Genomic DNA, 23,320 nt, shown 5'->3' with positions numbered 1-23,320 from the left:
GACGAGCGGGGGACGATCCGCTCAGAGCGCCCAGGGGAAGGCGGGGGCGTTCGAGCGGGCGCCCTGCGCGGCCTTCGAGCGGCCGGGCTCGCCGAGCTCGGCGAGCAGCGCCTCCGACTCGCCGACGAGGACCGCGAGCGCGCCGGGCGTGAACCAGTCGGGGCGCAGGGCGAACAGGAGGTCCTCGGTCGCCGTGTTGCCGCTGGCGCCCGGTGCGAAGGGGCAGCCGCCGAGGCCGCCGAGCGCGCCGTCGACCACCGCGGCCCCGGCCTGCACGGCGGCGATCGCGTTCGCGACGCCCGAGCCCCAGGTGTCGTGGCCGTGGAACACGATCTCGCGGGGCGGGGTCTCCGCGGCCACGCGCGAGACGAGCGACGCCACCTGGCCGGCGTGCGCCTGACCGAGCGTGTCGCAGACGACCGCGTCGGCCGCTCCCGCCGCTCGCGGGTCACGCGCGATCGCGAGCACGCGCTCCGGGTCGACCGGGCCCTCGAACGGGCAGGTGAACGAGGTGGCGATGCACAGCTGGATCCGCCCGCCGACGCTCTCGGCGAGCGCGACCGCCTCCGGCATCGCGGCCAGGCTCGCCTCGGTCGGCCTGCCGACGTTGGCGAGGTTGTGCGAGTCGGACGCCGAGAAGCAGTACTGGAAGCGGCGCGCCCCCGCGGCGGCCGCACGCTCGACGTGGCGCGGAGTCGCGACCCACACCCAGCACCGCTCCAGCTCCTCGGGAGTGAGCGCGGCGATCACGTCGAGGGTGTCGGCCATCGGAGGGACGAGGTCGCCGCGCGCGAGCGAGCCGATCTCGAGCTCGGGCACTCCCGCGGCGAGCAGCGTGCGCGCGAGGTCGACCTTGCGCTCGGTCGTCAGGAGCTTGCCGGTGAGCTGCAGGCCGTCGCGGAGGGTGACGTCTCGCAGGCGCGCGGAGGCGAGCGCGGTCACCGGCCGGCCTCCTCGGCAGCGGCGGCGGAGGGAGCGGCAGCGGCCCCGTCGGCGGAGGGAGCAGCGGGACCGGTGCGCCGGAGCATCCCCAGCACCTCCTCGGTGTCCTGGCCCAGGTCGGGCGCGAGCGAGCGGATGGGGAGGGAGCGGCCGCCGAGCACCGGCACGATCCCCGGGAAGCCCACGCCGCGCAGGGTGCCGCCGGCGTCCTCGACGTCGAAGGCCTGGATCATGTCGCGCGCCGCGTACTGCTCGCTCGCGCTGATGTCAGCGGCCGTGTAGATCGGGCCGGAGGGGACGCCCTCGTCGTCGAGGACCGCGAGCGCCTCGGCGGCGGTGCGGCCCGCCGTCCACGCGCCGATCGCGGCGTCCAGCTCGTCGCGCCGGGCCCAGCGCTGCTCGTTCGAGGCGAGCGCCGGGTCCTCGCCCAGGTCGGCGCGGCCGATCACCGCCATCAGTCGCTGGAAGATCGCGTCCGCGTTCCCCGCTATCACGATGCTCGCCCCGTCGGCGCAGGTGTAGGCGTTGGTCGGGGCGATGCCCTCCATCCGCCCGCCGACGCGCTCCCGGACGATGCCGTGCGCCTGGAAGTCGGGGAGCAGCGACTCCGTCATCGAGAACATCGCCTCGTGCAGCGCCACGTCGACGACCCGCTCCGCCAGCGGTGCCGGATCCAGCCCCGCGGAGCGGCGGGTCTCGCGCTGGAACAGCGCCATCATCACTCCGTAGCCCGCGTACAGCCCGGCGATCGAGTCGCCGATCGAGACGCCGACGCGCACGGGCGGCCGGTCCGGGTCGCCGACCAGCTCGCGGAACCCGCCCATCGCCTCCGCGACCGCGGCGAACCCGGGCCGGGCCGACAGCGGGCCGGTCTGCCCGAACGCGGAGATGCGGCCGATCACGATGCCGGGCCGGGCCTCGTCGAGCACGTCCGGCCCGATCCCCCAGCGCTCGAGCGTGCCGGGCCGGAAGTTCTCGAGCACCACGTCGCACTCGGCGACCAGGCGGCGGACGGCGTCGCGCCCCTCGTCCGTGCGCAGGTCGAGCGCGATCGAGCGCTTGTTGCGGTTGATCGTGTGGAAGAGGAGCGAGGTCTCGGACCCCTCGTGCAGCCGCCAGCGGCGCAGCTCGTCCCCGGTGCCGGGCCGCTCCACCTTGATCACCTCGGCGCCGAAGTCGGCGAGCAGCCGGCCCGCGGTGGGCGCCGCGATGAAGTTGCCGAGCTCGAGGACGCGGACGCCCGCGAGCGGGAGGGGTGCGGTCATGGCACGGCCTTTCGCTCCCGTCGAGGCTAGCGCGGAGGACGGCGCCACCCCCTGCCCTCACGCGGACGCCCGACCTACACTTGCCGGACATCATGCGCAGACACACCCTCACTCCGCGACCGGACTGGCGAGCCCGCTGCGACGAGATCGGCTTCAGCTTCTACGACCTCCCCTCCGAGGGCGGCCGCCCCTACTGGAACGAGTCCGCGGCCTACTCCTTCGAGCCCGCCGAGATCGACCTGCTCGAGCGCACGACCTCGGAGCTCTTCGACCTCTGCATGGAGGCGTGCGAGCTCGTGGTGCGGAAGGGCCGCTTCGCCGAGTTCGGCATCCCGCCCCGCTTCCACGACCTGGTGCGCACCTCGTGGGACGAGGACGACCCCACGGTCTACGGCCGCTTCGACCTCGCCTACGACGGCGCGGGCGCAGTGAAGCTGCTCGAGTTCAACGCCGACACCCCGACCTCGCTGGTCGAGACCGCCGCGGCCCAGTGGCAGTGGCTCGTCGAGACGAAGGGGCCCGACGCCGACCAGTTCAACAGCCTGCACGAGCAGCTCGTCGAGCAGTGGCGCCACCTCCGCCTCGAGCGCTGGAGCCTCGACGAGGGCGCCCGGCTGCACCTCGCGTCGCTGCACGACTCCGGAGACGGCGAGCTGATCGTCGAGGACGCCGACACCGTCGCCTACATGGCCGAGACCGCGGCGCAGGCCGGCTTCGACCCCAAGCTGATCTTCGTCGAGGACATCCGCTACGAGCTCGACGGCGCCGGCTTCCTCGACGGCGACGGCGAGCCGATCCGCCACGTCTTCAAGCTGTACCCGTGGGAATGGATGCTCGGCGAGCAGTTCGGCGGCCTCCTCCTCGACCGGCGCGAGCGCACCCGCTGGGTCGAGCCGGCGTGGAAGCTCCTGCTCAGCAACAAGCAGCTGCTGGTGGTGCTGTGGGAGATGTTCCGCGGCCACCCGAACCTGCTGCCCGCCTCCGTGCATCCGCTGCCCGGCACCGCCCAGGTGCGCAAGCCGCGCCTGGGCCGGGAGGGCGCCAACGTGACGGTCCTCGACGCCGACGGCTCGGTCGTCGCCGAGAACGGCGGGAGCTACGGCGCCGAGGGCTTCATCCACCAGGAGCGCGCCGAGCTGGCCCGGGTCGACGGGAAGACCGTCGTCATCGGCAGCTGGATCGTCGGCGAGACCCCGGCCGGCATCGACGTGCGCGAGACGAGCGGCCTGATCACCGGCGACCTGGCGGAGTTCGTCCCCCACTACATCGAGGGCGGACGGAGCGACGGGGCCGCGGACGCCGCGTCGGCCGCCTCCCGCCCCGGGCACGCCACCACCCCCGCCTACGGCGCTCCCGCGCCCGGCACCCCCGCGCCCGAGTACGGCGCCCCCGAGCACGACCGGCCGCAGGACACCCGCGCGGCCCGCCCGCAGGACGAGGAGACCCGATGACGGACGACGACCGCACCCCCGGCGATTCCGGGACGCCGAGCTCCGGGAACGACTGGGGCAGCCGCGAGCCCGCGGCGGGCTCCGGCACGCCGAGCGGCGGAACGAGCGGCGGCACCGGCCGAGGCGACGGCTCCACCCGCACCGCTCCCCACCGCTCCCGGAGCGTCGGCATCAGCGGCATCGCGAAGAACCGCCGCGGCCTGCTCATCGGCGGCGCGGTGGCGGTCGGCGCGGTGGGCCTCGCCGTCGCCCTCGCGAACGGCGGCCCCTCGACCGACGGCGTCGTCGCCACGGGAGCCGACGGCCAGGACTACGTCATCCCCGAGAACGCCGAGCGCCCCGTCTACGCGAGCCGCGAGGACTGCCTCGCCGACGTGCGGGAGCAGATCGCCCAGCTCCAGGCGCAGGGCGAGGAGGTCGGCGACGACCCCGAGCAGCTGTGCGAGGCGACCGACGAGTACCGCGGGCACTACGCCGGCGGCTTCTGGCTCGGCCCGCTGATCTTCGCGTCCTCGCGCTGGAACTCGACGCGGGCGACCAGCTGGGCGCCCGTCGCGTCCGGCGGCTTCGCGGCCCGCGGAGCGACCCAGCCCGACGTCGTGCAGCGTGCGCCGGCCGGCTCGACCGTCGGCTCGAAGGCGACCCTCTCCGGCGGCTTCGGCTCCTCCGGCAAGTCCGGCTTCGGCTCCACCGTCGGCGGCTGACCGCAGCGCACCTCCGCCCTCGCGCCCGGGACGCGGGGCGAGACATCCGCCGAGACACCGCTCGCACGCCGGCCGTCTCGTCGATCACGGGGACGGCTCGCCGCCGCTCCCTCTCTCAGGAGGAGGGCGTCGCGCTCGGGAAGAAGTGCCGCTCGACAGGATCGCCGTCGGCGTGGGTCAGCGCCGCCGCGCGGATCTCGCGGTCGCGGCCGGTCAGCCGCTGGGTCTCCTGCCGCCGGAACTCGCCCCACGAGGGCACCATGAACGTCTCCAGCTGCACGTCGGCCTCCTCCCCGCTCCGGTAGAGCGCCCACCGCGAGGCGCCGGTCCGGCGGCGGGAGCTCTCCAGCAGCCGCATGGCCGATCGGAAGTCCGCGAGGGAGTCGGGGCGGACCGTCCACGAGATCTGCACCATCACCGGCCCGTCCGTCGGCTCCGGCTCGAACACCAGCGTGGGCGTGGGCCACGACATCGAGATGCTGCGGTCGACGGTGCCCGTCCCCGGCAGCAGGGGCAGCACCCGTACGCTGGCCGCCACGAGGAGGAGCAGAGCGGCCGCCGCGGCGTACGCGGGCGCGGTGCCGAGCACCTGCGCGGCCAGGCCCCAGCCGATCGACCCGACCGCCATGGTCCCCATGAAGACCAGGATGTAGATCGAGGCTCCGCGGGACCGCACCCACTGCGGCAGTGTGAGCTGCAGTGCCGCGTTCAGCACGGTGAGGGTGCCGATCCAGGCCAGCCCCGCGAGGACCAGCAGCAGCAGCGCCGGGACGAGGGGCAGGAAGGCCGCCGCGAGCGTCCCCGCCGCGAACAGCACGGCGCTCGCCCCGATCACGACGTCGTCCGAGAGCTTCCGGCGGGCGAGCGGCAGGGCGAAGACGCCGAGCACGGCACCGGCACCGAGGGCCCCGAGGAGGAAGCCGTAGCCGCTGGAGTCGAGTTGGAGGCGCTTCGCGGTGAGCGGCAGCAGCGCCCAGAGCGCACTGGCGGGCAGGGCGAAGAGCGCGGAGCGGAGGAGGATCCGGCGGACGAGGTGGGCGGAGGCGACGTATCGGATCCCTCCCTTCAGCGCGGCGCCGAACTGCTCGCGGTCGTCGAGGCCGGTCTGCGCCGGCCGCTTCCACCAGAGCAGGGCGAGCACGGCGCCGATGAAGCTCAGGGCGTTGATGCCGAAGACCACCGGAGCGCCGAACGCCGAGAGGACGACTCCCGCCAGGGCCGGGCCGACCGCGCGGGCGCCGTTCACCGTCACCCCGCCGAGGGCCGACGACGCCGCGATCAGGTTCCGGGGCACGAGCTCCGGCTGGATCGCCTGCCAGGCCGGCGAGGTCAGGGTGGAGGTGATGCCGAGGAGGAAGGTGAAGGCCAGGATCGTCCACGGCGTCAGCGCGCCGACCGCCGCCACGACCGTCAGAGCGGCCGCCAGCAGCGCGCTGGCCGATGACCCCCAGATGAGCAGCCGCCGCCGGTCGAGCGAGTCGGCCAGCACGCCCGCGGGGAGGGCGACGAGGATCGAGGGCGCCAGGCTCGCCGTCTGCACGAGCGCGACGACCGCCGCGCCCGCGGCCGCCTCGACCAGGTACCACTGGGCTCCGACGGTCTGCATCCAGGTGCCGATGTTGCTGCCCAGCTGGGCGAACCACAGCACGCGGAAGGCGGTGATCGCCATGGGCGCCCAGGCCGACGGCTGCGCCGGCGCGGACGTCTGCGCGGGGGCGGCGGGAGCGGGAGCCGGAGCGACGTCCTCAGTCACGGGGCACGGCCTGCCGCACCGAGAAGAGGTTGCCGAACGGGTCCAGCAGCTGGCACAGCCGCTCCCCCGTGAACACCGTCTTCGGACCGCGGTGGGCGACGGCGCCGTTCGCCGTCCAGTCGGCGACGACGGCGTCGACGTCGGGGACCGTCCAGTACGGGCTCGTGCCGTCGGGTCCGGGCCGGTTCAGCTCGTCCCGCTCGTGCAGCGTCAGGCGGGTGCCGTCCAGATCGTAGGCCACGAGCGCCCCGCCGCGGACGACGGGCTCGCGCCCGAGCCGCGCCGAGTACCAGGCGACAGCGGCGTCGAGGTCGTCGACGAAGTAGAAGACGTTGCCGACTCCGGCGAACTCCGTCGTCGTCATGCGCGGGCCGGCGGGAGGGCGTCGCGGAGGAAGGCGAGCGAGGGGCCGATGGCCACCTCCGTGTAGCCCTCGGCGTGACGGGTGCCCGGGATCAGCTGCAGCGTGCTGGCGACTCCGACCGCGGAGAGCGCCGCCTGCATGGCCTGCGCGTCGCTCACGGGGACGAACTCGTCGAGCGAGTTGGCCAGGAACACCGGCCCGCCGTCCGGGGAGGCGTGGCGCGTCGTGGAGGCGGCGGTGAGCAGCCCGCGGTCGCCCCCGACCTCGTTGAGGATCGTCCAGCGCAGGAAGGCGTCGTTCCGGCCGGTCTGGTTGATGTCGGCGCTCTTCATGGCGTCGAGGTCCTGCGTCGTCGGCGTGGCCGGGAGGTCGTCGGTCGCCTCGACGATGCCGAGGAGGTCGAACATCCCCGACCAGCTGACGGCGGGCCGGCCGGTGGCGATCGCGGCCTCCACCACCAGGTTCCCGCCCGCCGATCCGCCGAAGAACGCCAGCCTGCTCCGGTCGAACGCCCACTCGGACGCGACCGCCCACTGCTCCGCGGCGAGCACGTCGTCCCTGCTGGCCGGGAAGACCGAGTCCGGAGCCTCGCGGTAGTCCGCCGCGAACACGAGGTAGCCGGCGTCGACCAGCATCGTCGCGAGCGCCCGCTCCTTGCTCTTGTCCCCCCGGAACCACCCGCCGCCGTGGATCAGCACGACGGCCGGCCGAGCGGCGTCCTCGGCCGGGGACACCGACCTGCTGTACACGTCCAGCACCTGCGGCGACGACCCCCCTTCGACGTAAGGAACCCCGATGCTCACTGACGGCTCGTCCGACACGGTGACCCCCTCCGGTCCAGATTCTCGACTGCAGTCAGACCGTAGGAGCCGGGGGCGGCGCGAGCCAGGCCCTGCAGGGGTCACCCAGGAGGGCGCCCGCAGGCCCGCCTCCCGCGGCGGCGCCGATCGCGACTAGCCTCGGAGGGTGTTCCTGACCGAGCCGTACGGCTTCCGCGACCGCTCCGCCCTCGACGAGCGCCGGGCCCTGCTCGAGGACGAGCCCTCGGTGCAGCCCCTCCGGGCGTTCCGCGAGGAGCTCCTCGCCCGGCGCATGCGCAGGCATCCGGGTGCCGTGGTGCCCGACTTCGACCCGGCCGAGGCCGGCGTCGAGGCGCGTGCGCTCATCGTGCTGGAGGCCCCGGGACCGATGTCGACCGGCCCCGACGGCTCCGGCTTCGTCTCGGTCGACAACGACGACGCGACCGCCGCCTCGACCTGGACCCTCCGCGACCAGGTCGGACTGCACGCCCGCACCCTGGTCTGGAACATCGTGCCGTGGCAGCTCGACGGCGCCCCCGACGCGGACGAGGTGCGGCAGGGCGCGATGGAGCTGCGCCGGCTCCTGCCGCTGCTCCCCGACCTGCGGGTCGTCGTCAACGCCGGGACCGCGCCGACCAGCGGCTGGAAGAAGAACATCGAGCCGTACCTGGTCGACGGCCCGACCGTCATCGACTCGTGGAGCCCCGGCCAGCGGGCGATGAGCCAGCCCCGCAAGCGCGACGAGCTGAAGCGCGCCTTCGAGCGCGCGACGCACCTGGTCGGCTGAGCCCCCGGGGCTCCGAGGCGTCACGAACGGTCGTCATCGGAGCCGGGAGGCGGCCCTTCGCGACGCCTCGACCGCCGGCGGGCGGTCCGCTCAGGCCGAGCGGGCGTCCCGCAGCGCGTCGGCCGACTGCTGCGCGGCGCGGCGGACGTCGCGGTCCGGGTCGCGGAGCATGCCCGTCAGGACGGCCTCGACGCTCGCCGCGAACTCGCCCTTCGCGTCGCGACCGGAGGAGATCCCCGCCAGAGCGGCCGCCACGAGAGCGCGCGCTCCGGCCGCGCGGACCCGGGGGTGCTCGTCGGTGGTCAGGCGGGACAGCTTCTTCTGCCCGCCCAGCACGCGCTCGGCGCAGACGCGGGCGCACATCTCGCGGACGCGCCAGGAGGGGTTCGCGAGTCCGGCGGTCACCGCGTCGGCGGCGTCGTCGTCCCAGACGTAGAGGAGCGCGCGGGCGCCCCAGAGCTCGGGCCAGTAGAGGGAGGGCGCTCCCTTGAGGATCCCGTCGGCGTGCTCGCCGCCCACGGTGAGGAGGAAGGACTCGCCCTCGTACCCGCCGGTGAGCAGGGCCGCGGATCGCAGAGCGACGTTGCGCTCCCCCTCGCGGGCGACCTGCGCGCGCAGGCGCTCCTCGAGCGGATCGGTGAGGGTGACGGTCGGTTCGTTGTCGCGTGCCATGAGGCTCCCGAGAGTACTCGCCCGCCCCGCGCCTTCGAAGACCCGCAGCATTCGGCGCCGCGGCGTTCGGCGCAGCGGCGGTCGGCCCTCTCCGTCCTGCGGCGATGGTCCGATCAGCACTCGTGCCACCGGCTGGTCGGGTGGCGCCGCAGGGACCACGGCTGAGGGACGCCTGGTAGATTCGATCCGATCGACCCCCTCCCAAGCCTCTCCGCGATGCTCACATGGGAGGGGCCTTTTTCTTCGGCACCGAGGTACTGCGATGGCACGGAAACCGAGCCTGTCGTGGAAGCAGCAGGTCCAGCTCCTCCGTGACCGCGGGCTCGGCATCGCCGACGGGGAGGCCTGCACGAGCTACCTGGCCGCGCAGAACCACTACCGCTTCTCCGGGTACGCCCGCTACTTCCAGCGGGCTCCGCACGACGGGGACGACTCGTTCGCGGACGGAGTCTCGTTCGAGGACGTCCGAGCGGTCTGCGACGCAGATGAAGCGCTGCGGCAGAGCCTGCGTGCTCGACTGGCCCGTGCCGAGATCCTTCTCCGCAGCCGTACGGCTCATGTCATCGCTCATGAGCACGGCCCGTACGAGTGCTCTCTCGAGAAGAGCTTCTACTCCGAGTCTCCGAACGCGGAGTCGACAGTCGATTCGTGCCTCCGCGACATCGAGCGCAGCAGGGAACCGCATGTCCTCCGCTTCACGGAGCTCCCCGGCGGCAGGGGCGCCGGAGCCCCCTCGATCATCGAGGACCGCAGTGAGAGCGACGCGACCGGGACGGTCCCGCCCGCCCCGCGCCACGGCGGATCCCGCAGCGGAACGGACGGTGCCCGCCCGCTCAGGAGGCGCCCACCGGGAGGTCGGCCCCGCCTGACTATGCTGGTGCCACCCCCGGCAGCCGAGCCCTCTGAGCCTCGTCCGCGCCGGGGTGGCGCGGCTCACCCGCCCGGGGAGCGGAGGAGGTCCTCTCATGGCCGATCGGCCGAACCTCCGCCATGTCGCGGCGGTCGCGGGCGTCTCGCACATGACCGTGTCGCGCGTGCTCAGCGGGCACCCCAACATCAAGGAGTCGACCCGCCAGAAGGTCCTCGAAGCGGTCGACGAGCTCAACTACCGGCCGAACATCGCCGCCCGCTCCCTCGTCACGCAGCGCACCGACCGCATCGGCGTGATGATCGAGAGCGGCGCCGAGTACGGGCCGTCGAGCACCCTCCGCGCGATCGAGCGCGCCGCCCGCGAGAAGGGGTACTCGATCACCTCCGTCGCGCTGCGGCCGGACCTCGAGATGACCCCCACCGACGCGATCGCCCACCTGATGGGCCTCGGGATCGACGCGCTCTGCGTGATCGCGCCGCGCTCCTCCTCCGTGGCGACCCTCCGCACCGTCGAGATCGGCGTGCCGACGCTCGTGGTGAAGAGCGACAAGGATCCGAGCTTCCTCACCGTCTCGGTCGACCAGCAGGCCGGCATGTTCCAGGCCGTCGACCACCTGGGCAACCTCGGCCACCGCGACGTGCTGCACCTCTCCGGCCCCCTCGACTGGCTCGACGCGCGCGCCCGCGAGCGCGCCTTCCACAGCCGCGCGAAGTCGTGGGGGATGCACGAGCGCCCCATCGTCATCGGCGACTGGACCCCGGACTCCGGGTACGACTTCGCCGCGAGCCTGCAGTCGGTGCCCGACTTCACCGCGATGGTCGTCGCGAACGACGAGATGGCGCTCGGAGTGATCCACGGCCTCGTCGAGCGCGGGATCCGCGTGCCCGAGGACATGAGCATCGTCGGCTTCGACGACCTGCCCACCGCCCGCCACTTCCTCCCGCCGCTGACGACGGTCCGCCAGGACTTCGACAAGCTCGGGACGACGGTCGCCGAGGTGATCCACGCGAGGATCCGCGGCCAGGAGATCCCGCAGCGCACCCGGATCCCCACGGAGCTGGTGATCCGCTCCTCCACGGCCGCTCCCCGATCGTGACCCTCCTGTTCCCGTCCCGCCGCATGCGCTCGCGTATCATCGGCGGCAGCCCCTGGCACGCCGGACCCTGACGGCGCGCCGCACACGAACCGAGGACGGCACGTGGCGATCTCATCGAGGACGACCCGGAGCTCCGCGGCACCCGTCGTCGAGATGACCGGCATCCGCGTCTCCTTCGCCTCCGGACCCGCTCTGAAGGACGGGAACCTGCGGCTGGTGCCGGGCGAGATCCACGGGCTGATGGGCGAGAACGGCGCGGGCAAGTCCACGCTGATCAAGACGCTCACCGGCATCCACCAGCCCGACGCGGGCGAGATCCTCGTCGACGGCGTCGCCCGGCGCTTCAGCGGCCCGGCGGAGGCGAAGGCAGCGGGCATCACGGCCGTGTTCCAGGACGAGCGCCTCACCGACAACCTCAGCATCGGCGAGAACGTGATGCTCGGCCACGAGGTCCGCGGCCGCTTCGGCATCTCCTGGTCGCGCACCCACCACCGCGCGGCCGAGATGCTCGCCGAGCTGGGCCTGGAGGACCTCGATCCGCACCTGCCGCTGCGCTCGCTCTCGCCGGCGATCCGCCAGCTGGTCGCGATCAGCCGCGCGATGGTCGACCGTCCGCGCGTGCTCGTGCTCGACGAGCCCACCTCCAGCCTCGACCTCAGCGACGTGGCCCGCCTCTTCACGGTGCTGCGGAGGCTGCGCGACCAGGGCGTCGCGATCCTGTTCGTCTCGCACTTCCTCGAGCAGGTCCTCACCCTCAGCGACCGGCTGACGGTGCTCCGCGACGGCGGCACCGTCGGCGAGTACCCGGCGCACACCATGGACCGCGCCGAGCTGATCGCGAAGATGATCGGCAAGGACATCGACGCGCTGCGGCAGATCGGCTCCGACCGCCGCGAGCACCGCCGCCAGCCGGTCGGCCCGGCGATCTACCGCGCGCACGGGATCGGCCGCCGCGGCGCCGTGGGCCCGACCGATCTGGAGCTGCACCGCGGCGAGATCGTGGGCTTCGCGGGCCTGCGCGGCTCGGGGCGCACCGAGCTGGCGTCGCTCGTGAGCGGAGTCGAGAAGCCGGACACCGGCGAGGTGCTGATCGACGGCGAGCCCGCCCACATCTCCGACCCGGTGTCGGGCCTGCGCCACCGCATCGCCCACTCGAGCGAGAACCGCCGCGAGGACGGGATCATCGGCGACCTCTCCCTCCGCGAGAACCTCGTGCTGGGCCTGCAGGCTCTGCGCGGCTGGGCGCACCCGCTCTCGGCCGCCGAGACCGACACCCTGGTGCGCACCTACGTCGAGGCGCTCAACATCTCGCCGGCCGACCCGGACATCCCGGTGAAGTACCTCTCCGGAGGCAACCAGCAGAAGGTGGTGCTCGCGCGGTGGCTCGCGACACGTCCGCGGCTGCTCGTGCTCGACGAGCCGGCGCGCGGGATCGACGTGGCGTCGAAGGTCGAGATCCAGGCGCACATCGCGCAGCTCGCGAAGGAGGGGGTGACCGTCGTCTACATCTCGTCCGAGCTGGAGGAGGTGGTGCGGCTCAGCGACCGCATCGTCGTCTTCAAGGACCGCGAGAAGATCGGCGAGGTCAGCAACGGCCCCTGGCTCACCGTCGACACGATCGTCGAGATGATCGCCGCCGACCGCGACGACGACCTCGACGACGACGACTGACCTCCCCCCGCCGGCCGGGCGGCCGCACCGTCCACCGGGTCTCGATGAGCCGTCCGGGCTGCTCGACCGTCAGGACCTCGGCGCGCCGGCGGGTCCCGCTCGGGCGCCGGGCCTGCGAGGATCCGGGGGTGGACGATCAGCGACCGGATGAGCTCGCGGAGCTGCAGCGGCGCGCCTACGGCCGAGGCTCCGACATCGAGCGGGACCCCGGCGCGCTCGCCCGGCTCTCCGCGCTCGAGGCCCGCGTCCGTCCCGCCCTCGGCACCGCACTGCCGGACGCGGCGCCGGAGGACGCGGCACCTTCCGCGGACGCCTCCGCCGACGAGGCGTCCGACCCCCTCGGCCACTTCCCGCCCCGCCGCTCCCGTCGGCGCGGCCTCCTCCTCCTCGCCGCGCTGGCCGCGACGGCCGCCGTCGCCGCGGGGGCCACCCTCCTCGCCACCGCCGAGGACGGACAGCCCGGCCGCGAGGTCGCCGTGCTGCCGCTGTCGAACGGCACCGACCTCCCCGGCTGGGAGGGACTGGGGTTCGACGGATCGGTCACCACCGAGGACTTCGGCGGGCTCACCGTCGTGCGGCAGAGCCTGCCCGCCGACACGGGGCTCACCGTCGTCCGGCAGCGCCGCTCCTCGAGCGCCGGCTCGTGCCTCTCCATCGTGCGGACCGCCGAGCCGCAGGACGGCCTGTTCTTCCAGGGCTGCACGGCCGGAGCGTTCCCCGCGGTCGCGCAGTTCACCGTGACGTCGGCGGCGCCGGAGGCCCTGCGCGAGCGGTTCCCGATCGGCACGTCCCTGCGGTTCGCCCTCGAGGGCGACGAGATCCGCGTCCGATCCGACGCCCCCTGACCGCTCAGATCCCCGTCCGCCCGTGCGGGTCGCCCACCTTCTTCGACTCGCTCGGCCCGCGCTCGCGCAGGAACACGGCGAGCGCCGCCATGCTGCCCACCGCGAGGAACTCCGACTGCCAGTTCTGGAGCGTCCGGTTCCAGAAGTCGGCGGAGGAGACGTAGCCGAGCCAGTCGACGGGCGCCTCCAGGCTCGTCAGCTGCTCCTCGTTGTAGGCCACGACGCCCGTCACCGACTGCGCCGCCCAGGACAGCAGGAACACCACCCCCATCACCAGCAGCAGCGAGTGCGAGAACAGCGCCTGCCGCACGCCGCCGGCGGAGGCCGAGGGCGGCGAGTCGTCCTCCGCGGACGCGCCCGCCTTCTGCTGCTCGTCGGTCTCGAGCCCCTCCTCGCCCACCCGCTTCGACTCGGGCGAGCCGCGCTGCACGAGCCAGACGGTCGCTCCGATGTAGAGGAAGAACTGGAGGTACTCCGACTGCCAGTTCTCGGCGACGTCGATCGCGAAGTCGGAGGAGGTGACGAAGCGCCAGTAGCCGACCTCCCGCAGCCCCTCCGCGACCTGGGTGTCGTTGTAGGCGGCGAGCCCGGCGAACGACTGCCCGGCGAGAGCGAGCAGGAAGATCGCGAGGAAGAACAGCGAGAGTCCGTTCTCGCGCAGGAAGCGGCGCATCCGGCTCACCTCCCGAGGATCCCGACGGCGAAGAACCCGATCAGGCCGAGCACGATCACGGCGTAGTACAGGGCGGAGGCGGTGCGCGCGTCAGCTCCCGTCCAGGACGCAGTCGAAGGGCGCGTCCGCCACCGGCGCGCAGCCGGCCGCGCGCACCAGCCAGCCGTCGTCGCCCGGAGTGAGGAACACCGCGGTGCCGCCGGAGCGCACGATCGCCGCCCGGCCGTAGACCTCGGCGTCCCCTGCTCCGTCTTCCGCGATCCCGAGCTCCAGCACGCCGCCGGGGCAGTCGCCCTCCCGGTCCTCCACGGCCTCGCGGGCGGAGTCGGTGAGCAGGGCGCATGCCGCGCGGCCGTCGCCGTCGGCGAGCGCGGAGAGGAAGGCGTCGGCCGCGTGGCGGGCCGCCGTGCCGTCCGCGGAGCATCCGCAGAGCGCGAGCACGAGGGCCGCCGTCGCGGCCGTCGCGGGGACGGAGCGCGATCGAGGGAGCATCATGGCCAGGGAAGCTACTCCCGGGCCCGACCACCGGGCAGAGGGTTGCCATCGGGCCCTGCGGGGCCCCGCGACCGGATCGTTACCGAAGCGCACCCCCGTGCTGTTGCGTCACAAGAATTGTTCACGGTAACATTTCGACGCGGCGCTGCTTCGGCCGGCGCCCACTGCACATCCTGCACTCACCGCACCTCGGGCCGCTAGGCCCGCATTCGAGGCCCTTCGGGGTCCACCATCTCGGGCGCGCTCTTCGTGCCCGCGATCTCAAGGAGGAGATCTATGTCCAAGACGAGGCGTATCGGCCAGTTCCTGGGTTTCGCAGCAGTCGGCGCACTCGCGTTCGGACTCGCGGGCTGCTCGGGCGGTTCCGGCACCGATTCGGGCTCCGGCTCGAGCGGTGACCTCACCACCGTCGGCTTCGTGGCCGTCGGCCCCGAGGGCGCGTGGCGCCAGGCGAACGAGACCAACATCGAGGACACGTTCACCAAGGACGCCGGCTTCGACCTGAAGTACGCACCCGCCACCAACGGAGACCAGAAGTCGCAGATCGACTCCTTCACCTCCTTCGTGGACGAGGGCGTCGACATCATCCTGCTCTCCGCCACGGAGGGCTCCGGCTGGGAGGACTCGCTCGAGCGCGCCCAGGAGGCCGAGATCCCGGTCATCCTGATCGACCGCGGCATCGAGCCGGACAACACCGACCTCTACGTGACCCGCATCGCGCCGGACAACATCGCGGTCAGCACCTCGGTCGCCGACTGGGCCAAGACCACCTTCCCGAGCGGCGCGAAGTACTTCACGCTCGAGGGCCCCGCGGGCGTCTCGGTCGTCAACGAGCGCAACGAGGGCTGGGACGAGGTCATCGGCGCCGACTCGAAGTTCACCAAGATCGGCGCGCAGACCGCGAACTGGTCCACCGAAGAGGCCAAGAGCGTCTTCGAGACCGTCCTGAAGTCGAACAACAACGACGTCCAGCTGGTCTTCGCACAGAACGACGAGATGGGCCTCGGCGCCGTCCAGGCCGTCCAGGAGGCCGGCCTCACCCCCGGCACCGACGTCAAGATCGCCACGATCGACGGCACCAAGAACGCCCTGCAGGCGCTGGCCGACGGCGAGCTGAGCTTCGTCGCCGAGTACAACCCGCTGTTCGGCGAGACCGCCCTCGACGCGGTCGAGAAGACCCTGGCCGGCGAGACGGTCGAGTCCTCGATCGTCGTCCCGAGCGAGACCTTCGACTCGCCCGAGGCCGCCACCACCGCGCTGCCCGACCGCAAGTTCTAGTCGCTCAGCACCACCGGTCGCCCGGCGTCGTCCTCGACGCGGCACCACTCCCCCGGAGCGACCGGGGCCGGCTCTCCGCCGGCCCCGGTCGCTCCGACCCTTCGGCGCACCTGTTCGGCTGCGCCCCGCTCGAGAACGGAACGACGCGACATGACAGGTTCGCCTCCGATCGTCGAGATGAAGAACATCTCGATCAGCTTCCCCGGCGTGAAAGCCCTCGACGGCGTCGACTTCCGCCTGTTCCCGGGCGAGGTCCACACCCTCATGGGTGAGAACGGCGCCGGCAAGTCCACGCTCATCAAGGCCCTCACCGGCGTCTACCGCATCGACAGCGGAGACATCGTGATCGACGGGGAGACCCGTCGCCTGACCGGCACCGCCGACTCGCAGGCCGCGGGCATCTCCACCGTGTACCAGGAGGTCAACCTGGTCACGAACCTCTCCATCGGAGAGAACGTGATGCTCGGCTACGAGGTCCGCGGACCCTTCGGCATCAACTGGAAGGCCACCCACCAGGCCGCGAAGGTCGCGCTCGAGAAGCTCGGCCTCGGCCACCTCAACACGCGCCAGTCGCTCGCCTCGCTCTCGATCGCGATGCAGCAGCTGGTCGCGATCAGCCGCTCGACGGTGAGCGACTCCAAGGTGCTCATCCTCGACGAGCCGACCTCGAGCCTGGACGCGAACGAGGTCGAGAACCTCTTCGTCGTCATCCGCCGCCTCCGTGCGGAGGGCGTCGCGATCCTCTTCGTCTCGCACTTCCTCGACCAGGTCTACGCGATCAGCGACCGCCTGACGGTGCTGCGCAACGGCACCTTCGTCGGCGAGTACCTGACCCACGAGCTCGACCGCACCTCGCTGATCTCGAAGATGATCGGCAAGGACATCGCGGCGCTGCGCTCCCTCGACTCCGAGCGCGAGAGCCAGGACCACCTCTACCGCGACGCCCCGCTCTACACCGCGAAGGGCATCGGCAAGAAGGGCTCCATCGAGAGCACCGACCTGACGCTGCACCGCGGCGAGGTCGTCGGCTTCGCCGGGCTCCTCGGCTCCGGCCGCACCGAGCTCGCGCGCCTGATCTACGGCGTCGACAAGCCCGACACCGGCGAGATCACGATGCACGGCAAGAAGATCGACGTCCCGACGCCGACCGCCGGTCTCGCCCACAAGATCGCGTTCTCGAGCGAGAACCGCCGCGACGAGGGCATCATCCGCGACCTCTCGGTCCGCGAGAACCTCATCCTCGGCGTGCAGGCCAAGCGCGGCTGGGCCCGCCCCCTCTCCAAGAAGGAGAAGGACGAGATCGTCGGCAAGTACCTCGTCGAGCTCAACGTGCGCCCGGCCGACCCCGACCGCCCGATCAGCAAGCTCTCCGGCGGCAACCAGCAGAAGGTCCTCCTCGGCCGCTGGCTCGCCACCGCCCCCGAGATCCTCATCCTCGACGAGCCGACCCGCGGCATCGACGTCGGGGCGAAGGCCGAGATCCAGGAGAAGGTCGTCGCCCTCGCCGGCGAGGGCGTCGCCGTGGTCTTCATCTCGTCCGAGCTCGACGAGGTCGTCCGTCTCAGCGACCGCATCATCGTCCTGAAGGACCACCGCGTGATCGCGGAGATCCTCAACGGTCCCGCTGTCACTGCGGAGTCGATCGTCACTACCATCGCCGCAGAGGGAGTCGTCGACGAGGACGTCGTCGTCCTCGAGAGCGCCACGCAGGAGGCCGCATCATGAGCAGCGACACCCGACCCGCCCGGGGATCCGTCCTCGGCGGGATCATCCGCCGCCAGTACTTCTGGGGAGTCGTGGCGATCGCCCTGCTCCTCCTCGTCAACGTCGTCAAGGACCCGGGCTACCTGGCCGTCTCGGTCAGCCCCACCACCGGCTACCTCGTCGGCAACGTCATCGACATCGCCCGCGCCGCCGCTCCGATCCTGATGATCGCCGTCGGCATGTGCCTGGTCGTCGCGACCGGGGGCATCGACCTCTCGGTCGGCTCGATCATGGTCGTCGCCGGCGCCGTCTCGATGGAGTTCCTCAACTCCGCGGGAGCGCCCGACTCGCTCGGCGCCGCAGCGGGAGCCTTCGCGGTCGCCCTCCTGGTGGCCGCCGTGCTCGGAGCCGTGAACGGCATCCTCGTCTCGGTGGTGGGCCTCCAGCCCTTCATCAGCACGCTCGTCGTGATGCTCGCGGGCCGCGGCCTGGCGAAGGTCATCACCGGCGGCCAGAACACCGCCGCCACCAACGAGCCCTTCCGCTGGCTCGCGAACGGGTACGTCTTCGGGCTCCCGGTCGTGTTCCTCCTCGCCATCGCCATCGTCGTGGTCGTCGGAGTCCTGGTGCGCCGCAGCGCCCTCGGCCTGATGATCGAGGCCATCGGCATGGACCCGAAGGCGGCCCGCCTCGCGGGCATCAACCGCCGGGGCCTGCTGATGACCGCCTACATCGGCAGCGGCATCCTCGCCGGAGTCGCGGGCGTGTTCGCCACGGCGAGCGTGATGACGGTCGACGTCTCGCGCACCGGCTACCAGCTCGAGCTCGACGCGATCCTCGCGGTCGTCATCGGCGGCACCTCGCTCGCCGGCGGCAAGTTCAACATCACCGGTGCCGCCGTGGGCGCGATCCTGATCGCCACCCTCGACAAGACCGTCGTGTTCCTCGGAGTCTCGTCCTCCGCGACGCCCGCCTTCAAGGCGATCGTCATCGTCGCGCTCTGCCTCCTGCAGTCCGAGCGCGTCCGCTCCGCCTTCAAGTCCCGTCGCGAGGCGCGCCGCAGCGTCCCGCAGAAAGAGGCGATCCCCGCATGAGTGCCGTGATGACCCGCTCCGCCCCTCCGGCGAGCACCAAGCGCACCTCCGGGGCGCGCGGCTGGCTGAGCCAGCACCTGGACAAGCTGCCCACCCTGGCCGCGCTGATCATCTTCTTCGGGATGATCGTCTACGGCGAGGCCGCCTACGGCCGGATCCTGCAGGCGAGCACGATCTCGAACCTGCTGGTCAACAACGCGCACCTGATCATCCTCGCCGTGGGCCTCACCTTCGTGATCCTCACCGGCGGCATCGACCTCTCGGTCGGCGCGGTGATCGCGTTCAGCAGCGTGAGCGGCGTGCTCCTGATCAACGCCGGCTGGAACCCCTGGCTCGTGATGGTCCTGATGGTCGTGATCGGCGCCCTGTTCGGCGTGATCTCCGGCGTCCTGATCCAGTACTTCAACGTGCAGCCGTTCATCGCGACGCTCGCGATGATGTTCCTGGCCCGCGGTCTCGCCTCCATGCTGAGCACCGTCCCGGAGCGCCTCCCCGAGGACTCGGCCGTGCTGAGCCTGGCCACGCCGATCAAGCTGATCGACGGCCCGAAGGTCAACGACTTCGTCATCAGCCCCGGCGTGATCATCGCGATCCTCGTCGTGGCCGGCGCGTTCTTCGTGCTGCACCGCACCCGCCTGGGCCGCACGGTCTACGCGATGGGCGGCTCCGAGCAGTCGGCGGCCCTGATGGGCCTCCCGGTGGTGCGGACCAAGCTGTTCATCTACATCATCAGCGGCACGCTCGCCGGTCTCGCCGGTGTGGTCTACACCGCCCGCCTCGGCAGCGCGCAGAACATCACCGGCACCGGCTGGGAGCTCGACGCCATCGCGGCGACTGTCATCGGCGGCACGCTGCTCACCGGCGGCGTCGGGTTCGTGCTCGGCTCGGTGGTCGGCGCCCTGGTGCTCGGCCTGATGAACGTCCTTATCACCCGTGACGGCGGCATCCCGCCGGAGGCGACCACGATCATCACCGGAGGCATCCTCCTGGTCTTCGTCCTCCTCCAGCGCGCCGTCATGGCCCGCAGCAAGACCTGACCGGGCTCTCGCCCGATCTCCCCCGGCGCCCCCTCGTCCCTCCGCGGACGAGGGGGCGCCGTCGTGTCCGAGGCGCTCCGCCGACCTCAGGAGGCGGAGCGGCTGAGCGTCAGCGCGGCCTGCTCGCGGGTGGCGTAGCCGCACTCCTCGGCGAGGCGGGCGAAGTCGGCAGGGCCCCGCCGCCGCAGGCCGATCCGGCGCCGGAGGGTGCCCGCCCGGCGCGTCTCGATCTCCTCCGCCGGCGTGCGGCCGAGGAACGCGAAAGCCTGTGCGAGCATGAGGGGGCAGACGAGCAGCTCCCGGGCGAGCACCGCGGCGGAGAACGCCGGGTCGCGGTGGCGCGCCTCGATCACCGGGATCGCCTCCGCGTAGACCTGGTCGGCGCGCCGGGTCCGGACCTGCGGAGCGCTGTGCTCGACGATCCCCTCCATCAGCAGCTCGCTCGCCCGCCTCACGCCGGCGGCCCCGAGCACGGCCGGATCGCCCTCGATCAGACTGTTGGCGAGGGCACGGGCAGGCGTCCAGACCGACTCGCGCACCGGCACGACCTCGTTGATCCGCTCGCGGACCCACCGGTGCTCGAGCACGGCGGCGTCGAAGCTCCAGGTGTACGAGAGGGTGGGCCGCCGGTAGTCGATGCGCACCGGGACCCTGGCGTCGAGGAGCAGGACGCTGTTCGGCATCGCCTCGAGCACGCCCTCGTCGAGGACGACCTGGCCCCCGCCCTCGACGATCAGGGAGATGTGAACGCCCGCCGGCCTGTCCGCCCTGTCGACCGACGGCGAGCGGGCGATCCTGATCCCGTTCGGCCCCCACACCCGCGTCAGCGCGAGTCCCGGTCCATCCGCTGCGTCCATCCGCAGACCGGGAGCGCCGGTCCCGCGCTCGTCCCCTGCGCGAGCGAACGCCTGCGTCCGCTCCTCTGCGGCCCCCATCTCCCGCCTCCTCCGCGTCGAACGAACAGAATCCCTCATCTGTCGATCACCGCCGGACGTTCGCACGGATCTCCCAGGCCTCCGCGCCTCGCACTCGGAATCCGGCCGCACGCCGTCGCCGGACCGGGAGGACGGCCACGGGGACCGTCCCGGTCAGCGGCGCTGGGAGAGCCGCCACAGCGCGCGGCGAGCGCTCCCCTCGGAGGCGAAGCCCGCCTCCTCGGCCGCGCGCGCGAAGTCGGCCGTCGCCAGGGACCGCCCGCCGATCAGGAGCAGGAGGGTGCCCGCCCGGCGCCGCTCGAGCTCGTCGTCGGCCGTCCGCCTGAGGAAGGAGAACGCGCGAGCCAGCGTCAGCTCCGACACCAGAAGCTCGCGGGCGAGCCGGGCGGCGGTGAGGGCGGGATCGCGGTGGCGCTCCTCGATGAGGGCCATGGCCTCCCCGTAGACCTCCTCGGCGCGGGGACGTCTGCGCGGCGCGGAGCTCTCGACCAGCTCCTTCAGGAAGGCCTCGCCCGCCCGGGCGACGGCAGGCTGCTCCGCCAGAGCGGGGTCGCCGTCGAGGAGACCGTCCATCAGCGCCCGCGCCGGAGCCAGGAAGGAGTCGGCGACCGGCAGGACCTCGCCGAAGCGCTCCGTGACCCAGCGATGCTCCGGCGCCCGCTCGCCGAGCATCCAGGCGTAGATCACGGTCGAGCGGGGGAAGCACGCCCCGGTCCGCGGCTCCGCGTCGATGACCACCAGATCACCACTGCCGCACTCGAGCATCCGTCCGTCCTGTCGGATGCGTCCTCCGCCCTCGACGACCAGCAGCAGATGCGCGCCCGGCGGGCAGCGCGACTGCGGCTTCTGCTCGAGAACGCAGCCGCCGGGGATCCACAGTCTGGCGATCTCGAAGCCGGGCGAGCCCGTCCCCTCGACCCGCAGTTCAGAACGGGCCTCCACGCCGTTCCAGTGCTCGGCCATCCGCCGGTACATCTCGCCCGATCTCGACCCCATCGGGCGCCCCCTCCTCGCGGGCACGCTGACGCCTCACCACGGGAGTCATTCGCAGCCCGCGCGTGGTCCGTTTGTCACGGGACCGGTCACAGCGGACGGCGACGCTCCCACTCATCGCACCGGCGGCGCCCCGGCCGGAACGGGCGACCGAGGGGATCCCGGGTCAGGAGGGCTATCGCGACTCGGGACGGCGCCAGAGCTCACCACTCCCTCCTCACGGCAGCGCCACTTCCTCCTCACCTGCCCCCGAGCGCTTGGGCCGACCGCCCGCCCGCGGGAAGACTCCCCAGCGGTACGGCGCCCGTCGTACCCGCCGAAGCGGCCGAGCGGACGACGACCGTCCTCCGAGCAGGCCGCCGGCGAGAAGACAGACCGAGGAGCCTCACTGTGACTTCCGACAACTCTCCCGCTGAGCAGGGTCCGCTGAGGCGACGCACCGTCGTCGCCGGCGCCACCTGGTCCCTGCCCGTGATCGCCGCAGCGACGGCCACCCCGGCCGCCGCCGCCTCTGCCACGCAGACCCTCGTGTTCAGCTCCATCCCGACCATGATCGCGTGCATGCCCAACACGGCGCCGATCACGCTGACCCTCACCGGCGGCACCGTCGCGAACGTCCCCGTGCGGGTGAACACCCCGCCCGGCTTCCGCTTCGGAGGGAGCGGGACCGACACCTTCGTGACCGACGCGAACGGAGTCGCCACCATCCCCGCCGGCAGCGTCATCGCCGGCCCCTCGACAGGCTCGGCCCTCGCCTTCGGCGGCTCGGCGAAGACGAACGCCCCGTTCCCGGTCCGCCAGACCGGCGACCTGCAGTACAGCACGGGCCTCGCCACTGTTCCCGAGAACTCCGGATTCATCCACACCTCCTCGCAGGGTGTGAACGGCAACGTCTCCGTCAAGGCGAACGGCGACATCTGGCAGTACCGGCGGTCGGACGGCTGGCAGAAGCTCGGCACGGGCGCCTCCACGGAGCCCAGCACGTCCGGGCTCACGCAGCAGCCGGACGGAACCTACAACGCGCACTGGATCAAGGACGGAGTCCTCCAGTACGGCAAGGCGCTCGCGACCGTTCCGAACAACTCCGGATTCGTCCGCACCTACGGTCAGGGCGCGGACGGGAACGTCTCCATCAAGGCGAACGGCGACATCTGGCGGTACAACCGCCAGGCCGACGAGTGGACCCTTCTGGGCACCGGCGCCAGCACCGAGCCGAGCGCGGCCGGCATCTCCGCGAACCCGGCCGGGACCCTGAACGTCCACTGGATCAAGAACGGAGTCCTGCAGTACGGCACCGCAGCGGCCACCGTGCCGAACAACTCCGGATTCGTCCGCGTCTACGGCCTCGGCACCCGCGGCACGATCGCCGTGAAGTCGAACGGCGACATCTGGCGGTACACCCCGCAGGGCAACGTCTGGGACCTCGTCGGCACCGGAGCCAGCACCGAGCCGAGCGCCGCCGGACTGACCCAGCGGCCGGGCGGGACGTTCGAGATCCACTGGATCAAGGACGGGGTCCTGCAGTACGGCACCCGGCTCGCGACCGTTCCGGAGAACTCCGGGTTCGTCCGCACCTACGGTCAGGGAGCGGATGGGAACGTCTCCGTGAAGGCGAACGGCGACATCTGGTACTACAGCACGGCGCAGAACACGTGGACCAAGATCGGCTCCGGTGCCAGCACCGGCCCCGATGCGGCCGGGATCACCGCCCAGGGAGACGGCGCGCTGAACCCCCACTGGATCAAGGCGAGAACCGACTGCCGCTGATCCGCGCCCGGCGGCCCTCTCCGCCCGCGTCCTGCCGGACCGCGGGCGAGGAGGGCCGCCTCCGCCCTCCCGCCGAGGACGGGCGCCTCGTCCGAGGAGGAACGCGCCACCCCGTCTCGGCGC

21 protein-coding genes and 1 pseudogene are annotated in these 23,320 nt (G+C 72.5%); 12 read left to right on the top strand and 10 right to left on the bottom strand.

Features of this window, described 5'->3' with window-relative positions; genetic code table 11:
- Positions 1 to 21: 21 nt before the first annotated feature.
- Together C5C55_RS14200 and C5C55_RS14195 are read right to left on the bottom strand one after the other, a co-directional pair.
- Positions 22 to 942, bottom strand: a complete 921-nt coding sequence (locus C5C55_RS14200) for a hydroxymethylglutaryl-CoA lyase (protein WP_104234347.1) — start codon at positions 940 to 942, stop codon at positions 22 to 24.
- A complete protein-coding gene (locus C5C55_RS14195) occupies positions 939 to 2,207 on the bottom strand; it encodes a CaiB/BaiF CoA-transferase family protein (RefSeq protein WP_104234346.1) in 1,269 nt (422 codons plus the stop codon). The genes C5C55_RS14200 and C5C55_RS14195 overlap by 4 nt, the downstream gene beginning before the upstream one ends.
- A gap of 92 nt (positions 2,208 to 2,299) precedes the next feature.
- On the opposite strand from C5C55_RS14195, the gene C5C55_RS14190 reads away from it, so the two are divergent.
- The gene (locus tag C5C55_RS14190; protein WP_104234345.1) at positions 2,300 to 3,658 is read left to right on the top strand and encodes a glutathionylspermidine synthase family protein; all 1,359 of its coding nucleotides are present in this window, start codon (positions 2,300 to 2,302) and stop codon (positions 3,656 to 3,658) included.
- On the top strand, positions 3,655 to 4,362 hold the full coding sequence (locus C5C55_RS14185; RefSeq protein ID WP_104234344.1) for a hypothetical protein: 708 nt from the start codon (positions 3,655 to 3,657) through the stop codon (positions 4,360 to 4,362). The genes C5C55_RS14190 and C5C55_RS14185 overlap by 4 nt, the downstream gene beginning before the upstream one ends.
- Positions 4,363 to 4,477: 115 nt before the next feature.
- Here C5C55_RS14185 and C5C55_RS14180 read toward each other — a convergent pair whose 3' ends face one another.
- The 3 genes from C5C55_RS14180 to C5C55_RS14170 are packed head-to-tail and all read right to left on the bottom strand — an operon-like array spanning position 4,478 to position 7,213.
- The gene (locus C5C55_RS14180; protein ID WP_244229506.1) at positions 4,478 to 6,115 is read right to left on the bottom strand and encodes an MFS transporter; all 1,638 of its coding nucleotides are present in this window, start codon (positions 6,113 to 6,115) and stop codon (positions 4,478 to 4,480) included.
- On the bottom strand, positions 6,108 to 6,479 hold the full coding sequence (locus C5C55_RS14175) for a VOC family protein (RefSeq protein WP_104234343.1): 372 nt from the start codon (positions 6,477 to 6,479) through the stop codon (positions 6,108 to 6,110). Before C5C55_RS14175 ends, C5C55_RS14180 begins: the two co-directional genes overlap by 8 nt.
- Positions 6,476 to 7,213, bottom strand: coding sequence for an alpha/beta hydrolase (locus C5C55_RS14170; RefSeq protein ID WP_181067864.1), 738 nt, complete (start codon positions 7,211 to 7,213; stop codon positions 6,476 to 6,478). The genes C5C55_RS14175 and C5C55_RS14170 overlap by 4 nt, the downstream gene beginning before the upstream one ends.
- 232 nt (positions 7,214 to 7,445) lie before the next feature.
- Between C5C55_RS14170 and C5C55_RS14165 the strand changes: the two genes are divergently transcribed.
- On the top strand, positions 7,446 to 8,066 hold the full coding sequence (locus C5C55_RS14165; RefSeq protein WP_104222400.1) for a hypothetical protein: 621 nt from the start codon (positions 7,446 to 7,448) through the stop codon (positions 8,064 to 8,066).
- 90 nt (positions 8,067 to 8,156) lie between these two features.
- On the opposite strand, the gene C5C55_RS14160 is transcribed toward C5C55_RS14165, so the two are convergent.
- On the bottom strand, positions 8,157 to 8,738 hold the full coding sequence (locus C5C55_RS14160) for a HEAT repeat domain-containing protein (protein WP_244230570.1): 582 nt from the start codon (positions 8,736 to 8,738) through the stop codon (positions 8,157 to 8,159).
- On the opposite strand from C5C55_RS14160, the pseudogene C5C55_RS17040 reads away from it, so the two are divergent.
- The 4 genes and pseudogenes from C5C55_RS17040 to C5C55_RS14140 all read left to right on the top strand — a co-directional run.
- Positions 8,737 to 9,399, top strand: a pseudogene (locus C5C55_RS17040) (Abi family protein); the annotation flags it as partial. The gene C5C55_RS14160 and the pseudogene C5C55_RS17040 sit on opposite strands and share 2 nt — an antisense overlap.
- A 304-nt stretch (positions 9,400 to 9,703) precedes the next feature.
- On the top strand, positions 9,704 to 10,705 hold the full coding sequence (locus tag C5C55_RS14150; protein ID WP_104222399.1) for a LacI family DNA-binding transcriptional regulator: 1,002 nt from the start codon (positions 9,704 to 9,706) through the stop codon (positions 10,703 to 10,705).
- A gap of 153 nt (positions 10,706 to 10,858) precedes the next feature.
- Positions 10,859 to 12,376: a sugar ABC transporter ATP-binding protein gene (locus C5C55_RS14145; protein ID WP_104234360.1), complete on the top strand. Its 1,518-nt coding sequence runs from the start codon at positions 10,859 to 10,861 to the stop codon at positions 12,374 to 12,376.
- A gap of 128 nt (positions 12,377 to 12,504) precedes the next feature.
- Positions 12,505 to 13,221, top strand: a complete 717-nt coding sequence (locus C5C55_RS14140; protein WP_104234341.1) for a hypothetical protein — start codon at positions 12,505 to 12,507, stop codon at positions 13,219 to 13,221.
- A gap of 4 nt (positions 13,222 to 13,225) precedes the next feature.
- On the opposite strand, the gene C5C55_RS14135 is transcribed toward C5C55_RS14140, so the two are convergent.
- Together C5C55_RS14135 and C5C55_RS14130 are read right to left on the bottom strand one after the other, a co-directional pair.
- Complete coding sequence (locus tag C5C55_RS14135) at positions 13,226 to 13,894, bottom strand: DUF6766 family protein (protein WP_104234340.1); 669 nt, start codon at positions 13,892 to 13,894, stop codon at positions 13,226 to 13,228.
- 90 nt (positions 13,895 to 13,984) lie between these two features.
- Complete coding sequence (locus C5C55_RS14130) at positions 13,985 to 14,389, bottom strand: hypothetical protein (RefSeq protein ID WP_104234339.1); 405 nt, start codon at positions 14,387 to 14,389, stop codon at positions 13,985 to 13,987.
- 276 nt (positions 14,390 to 14,665) lie between these two features.
- Here C5C55_RS14130 and C5C55_RS14125 point away from each other — a divergent pair, with 276 nt between their 5' ends.
- The 4 genes from C5C55_RS14125 (at position 14,666) to C5C55_RS14110 (ending at position 19,502) form a co-directional block, all read left to right on the top strand.
- Positions 14,666 to 15,667 (top strand): ABC transporter substrate-binding protein, encoded by a 1,002-nt coding sequence (locus C5C55_RS14125; RefSeq protein WP_104222394.1) that lies wholly within the window; start codon positions 14,666 to 14,668, stop codon positions 15,665 to 15,667.
- A gap of 150 nt (positions 15,668 to 15,817) precedes the next feature.
- Positions 15,818 to 17,392: a sugar ABC transporter ATP-binding protein gene (locus C5C55_RS14120; RefSeq protein ID WP_104222393.1), complete on the top strand. Its 1,575-nt coding sequence runs from the start codon at positions 15,818 to 15,820 to the stop codon at positions 17,390 to 17,392.
- A complete protein-coding gene (locus tag C5C55_RS14115) occupies positions 17,389 to 18,465 on the top strand; it encodes an ABC transporter permease (protein ID WP_104227011.1) in 1,077 nt (358 codons plus the stop codon). The genes C5C55_RS14120 and C5C55_RS14115 overlap by 4 nt, the downstream gene beginning before the upstream one ends.
- A complete protein-coding gene (locus tag C5C55_RS14110; protein WP_104222391.1) occupies positions 18,462 to 19,502 on the top strand; it encodes a sugar ABC transporter permease in 1,041 nt (346 codons plus the stop codon). Before C5C55_RS14115 ends, C5C55_RS14110 begins: the two co-directional genes overlap by 4 nt.
- Positions 19,503 to 19,588: 86 nt before the next feature.
- On the opposite strand, the gene C5C55_RS14105 is transcribed toward C5C55_RS14110, so the two are convergent.
- Together C5C55_RS14105 and C5C55_RS14100 are read right to left on the bottom strand one after the other, a co-directional pair.
- The gene (locus tag C5C55_RS14105) at positions 19,589 to 20,437 is read right to left on the bottom strand and encodes a hypothetical protein (RefSeq protein WP_104234338.1); all 849 of its coding nucleotides are present in this window, start codon (positions 20,435 to 20,437) and stop codon (positions 19,589 to 19,591) included.
- Positions 20,438 to 20,590: 153 nt separating this feature from the next.
- Positions 20,591 to 21,433 (bottom strand): hypothetical protein, encoded by an 843-nt coding sequence (locus tag C5C55_RS14100; RefSeq protein WP_146080953.1) that lies wholly within the window; start codon positions 21,431 to 21,433, stop codon positions 20,591 to 20,593.
- A gap of 387 nt (positions 21,434 to 21,820) precedes the next feature.
- Between C5C55_RS14100 and C5C55_RS14095 the strand changes: the two genes are divergently transcribed.
- Entirely contained in the window at positions 21,821 to 23,197 is a 1,377-nt protein-coding gene (locus tag C5C55_RS14095) for a hypothetical protein (protein ID WP_104234336.1), read from the top strand.
- Positions 23,198 to 23,320: the final 123 nt, after the last annotated feature.

It is taken from the genome of Rathayibacter sp. AY1C2, from assembly GCF_002931195.1.
Lineage (GTDB): Bacteria > Actinomycetota > Actinomycetes > Actinomycetales > Microbacteriaceae > Rathayibacter.
Note: the sequence above shows the minus strand (reverse complement) of the source record. Positions and strands in the feature narration are given on the sequence as shown.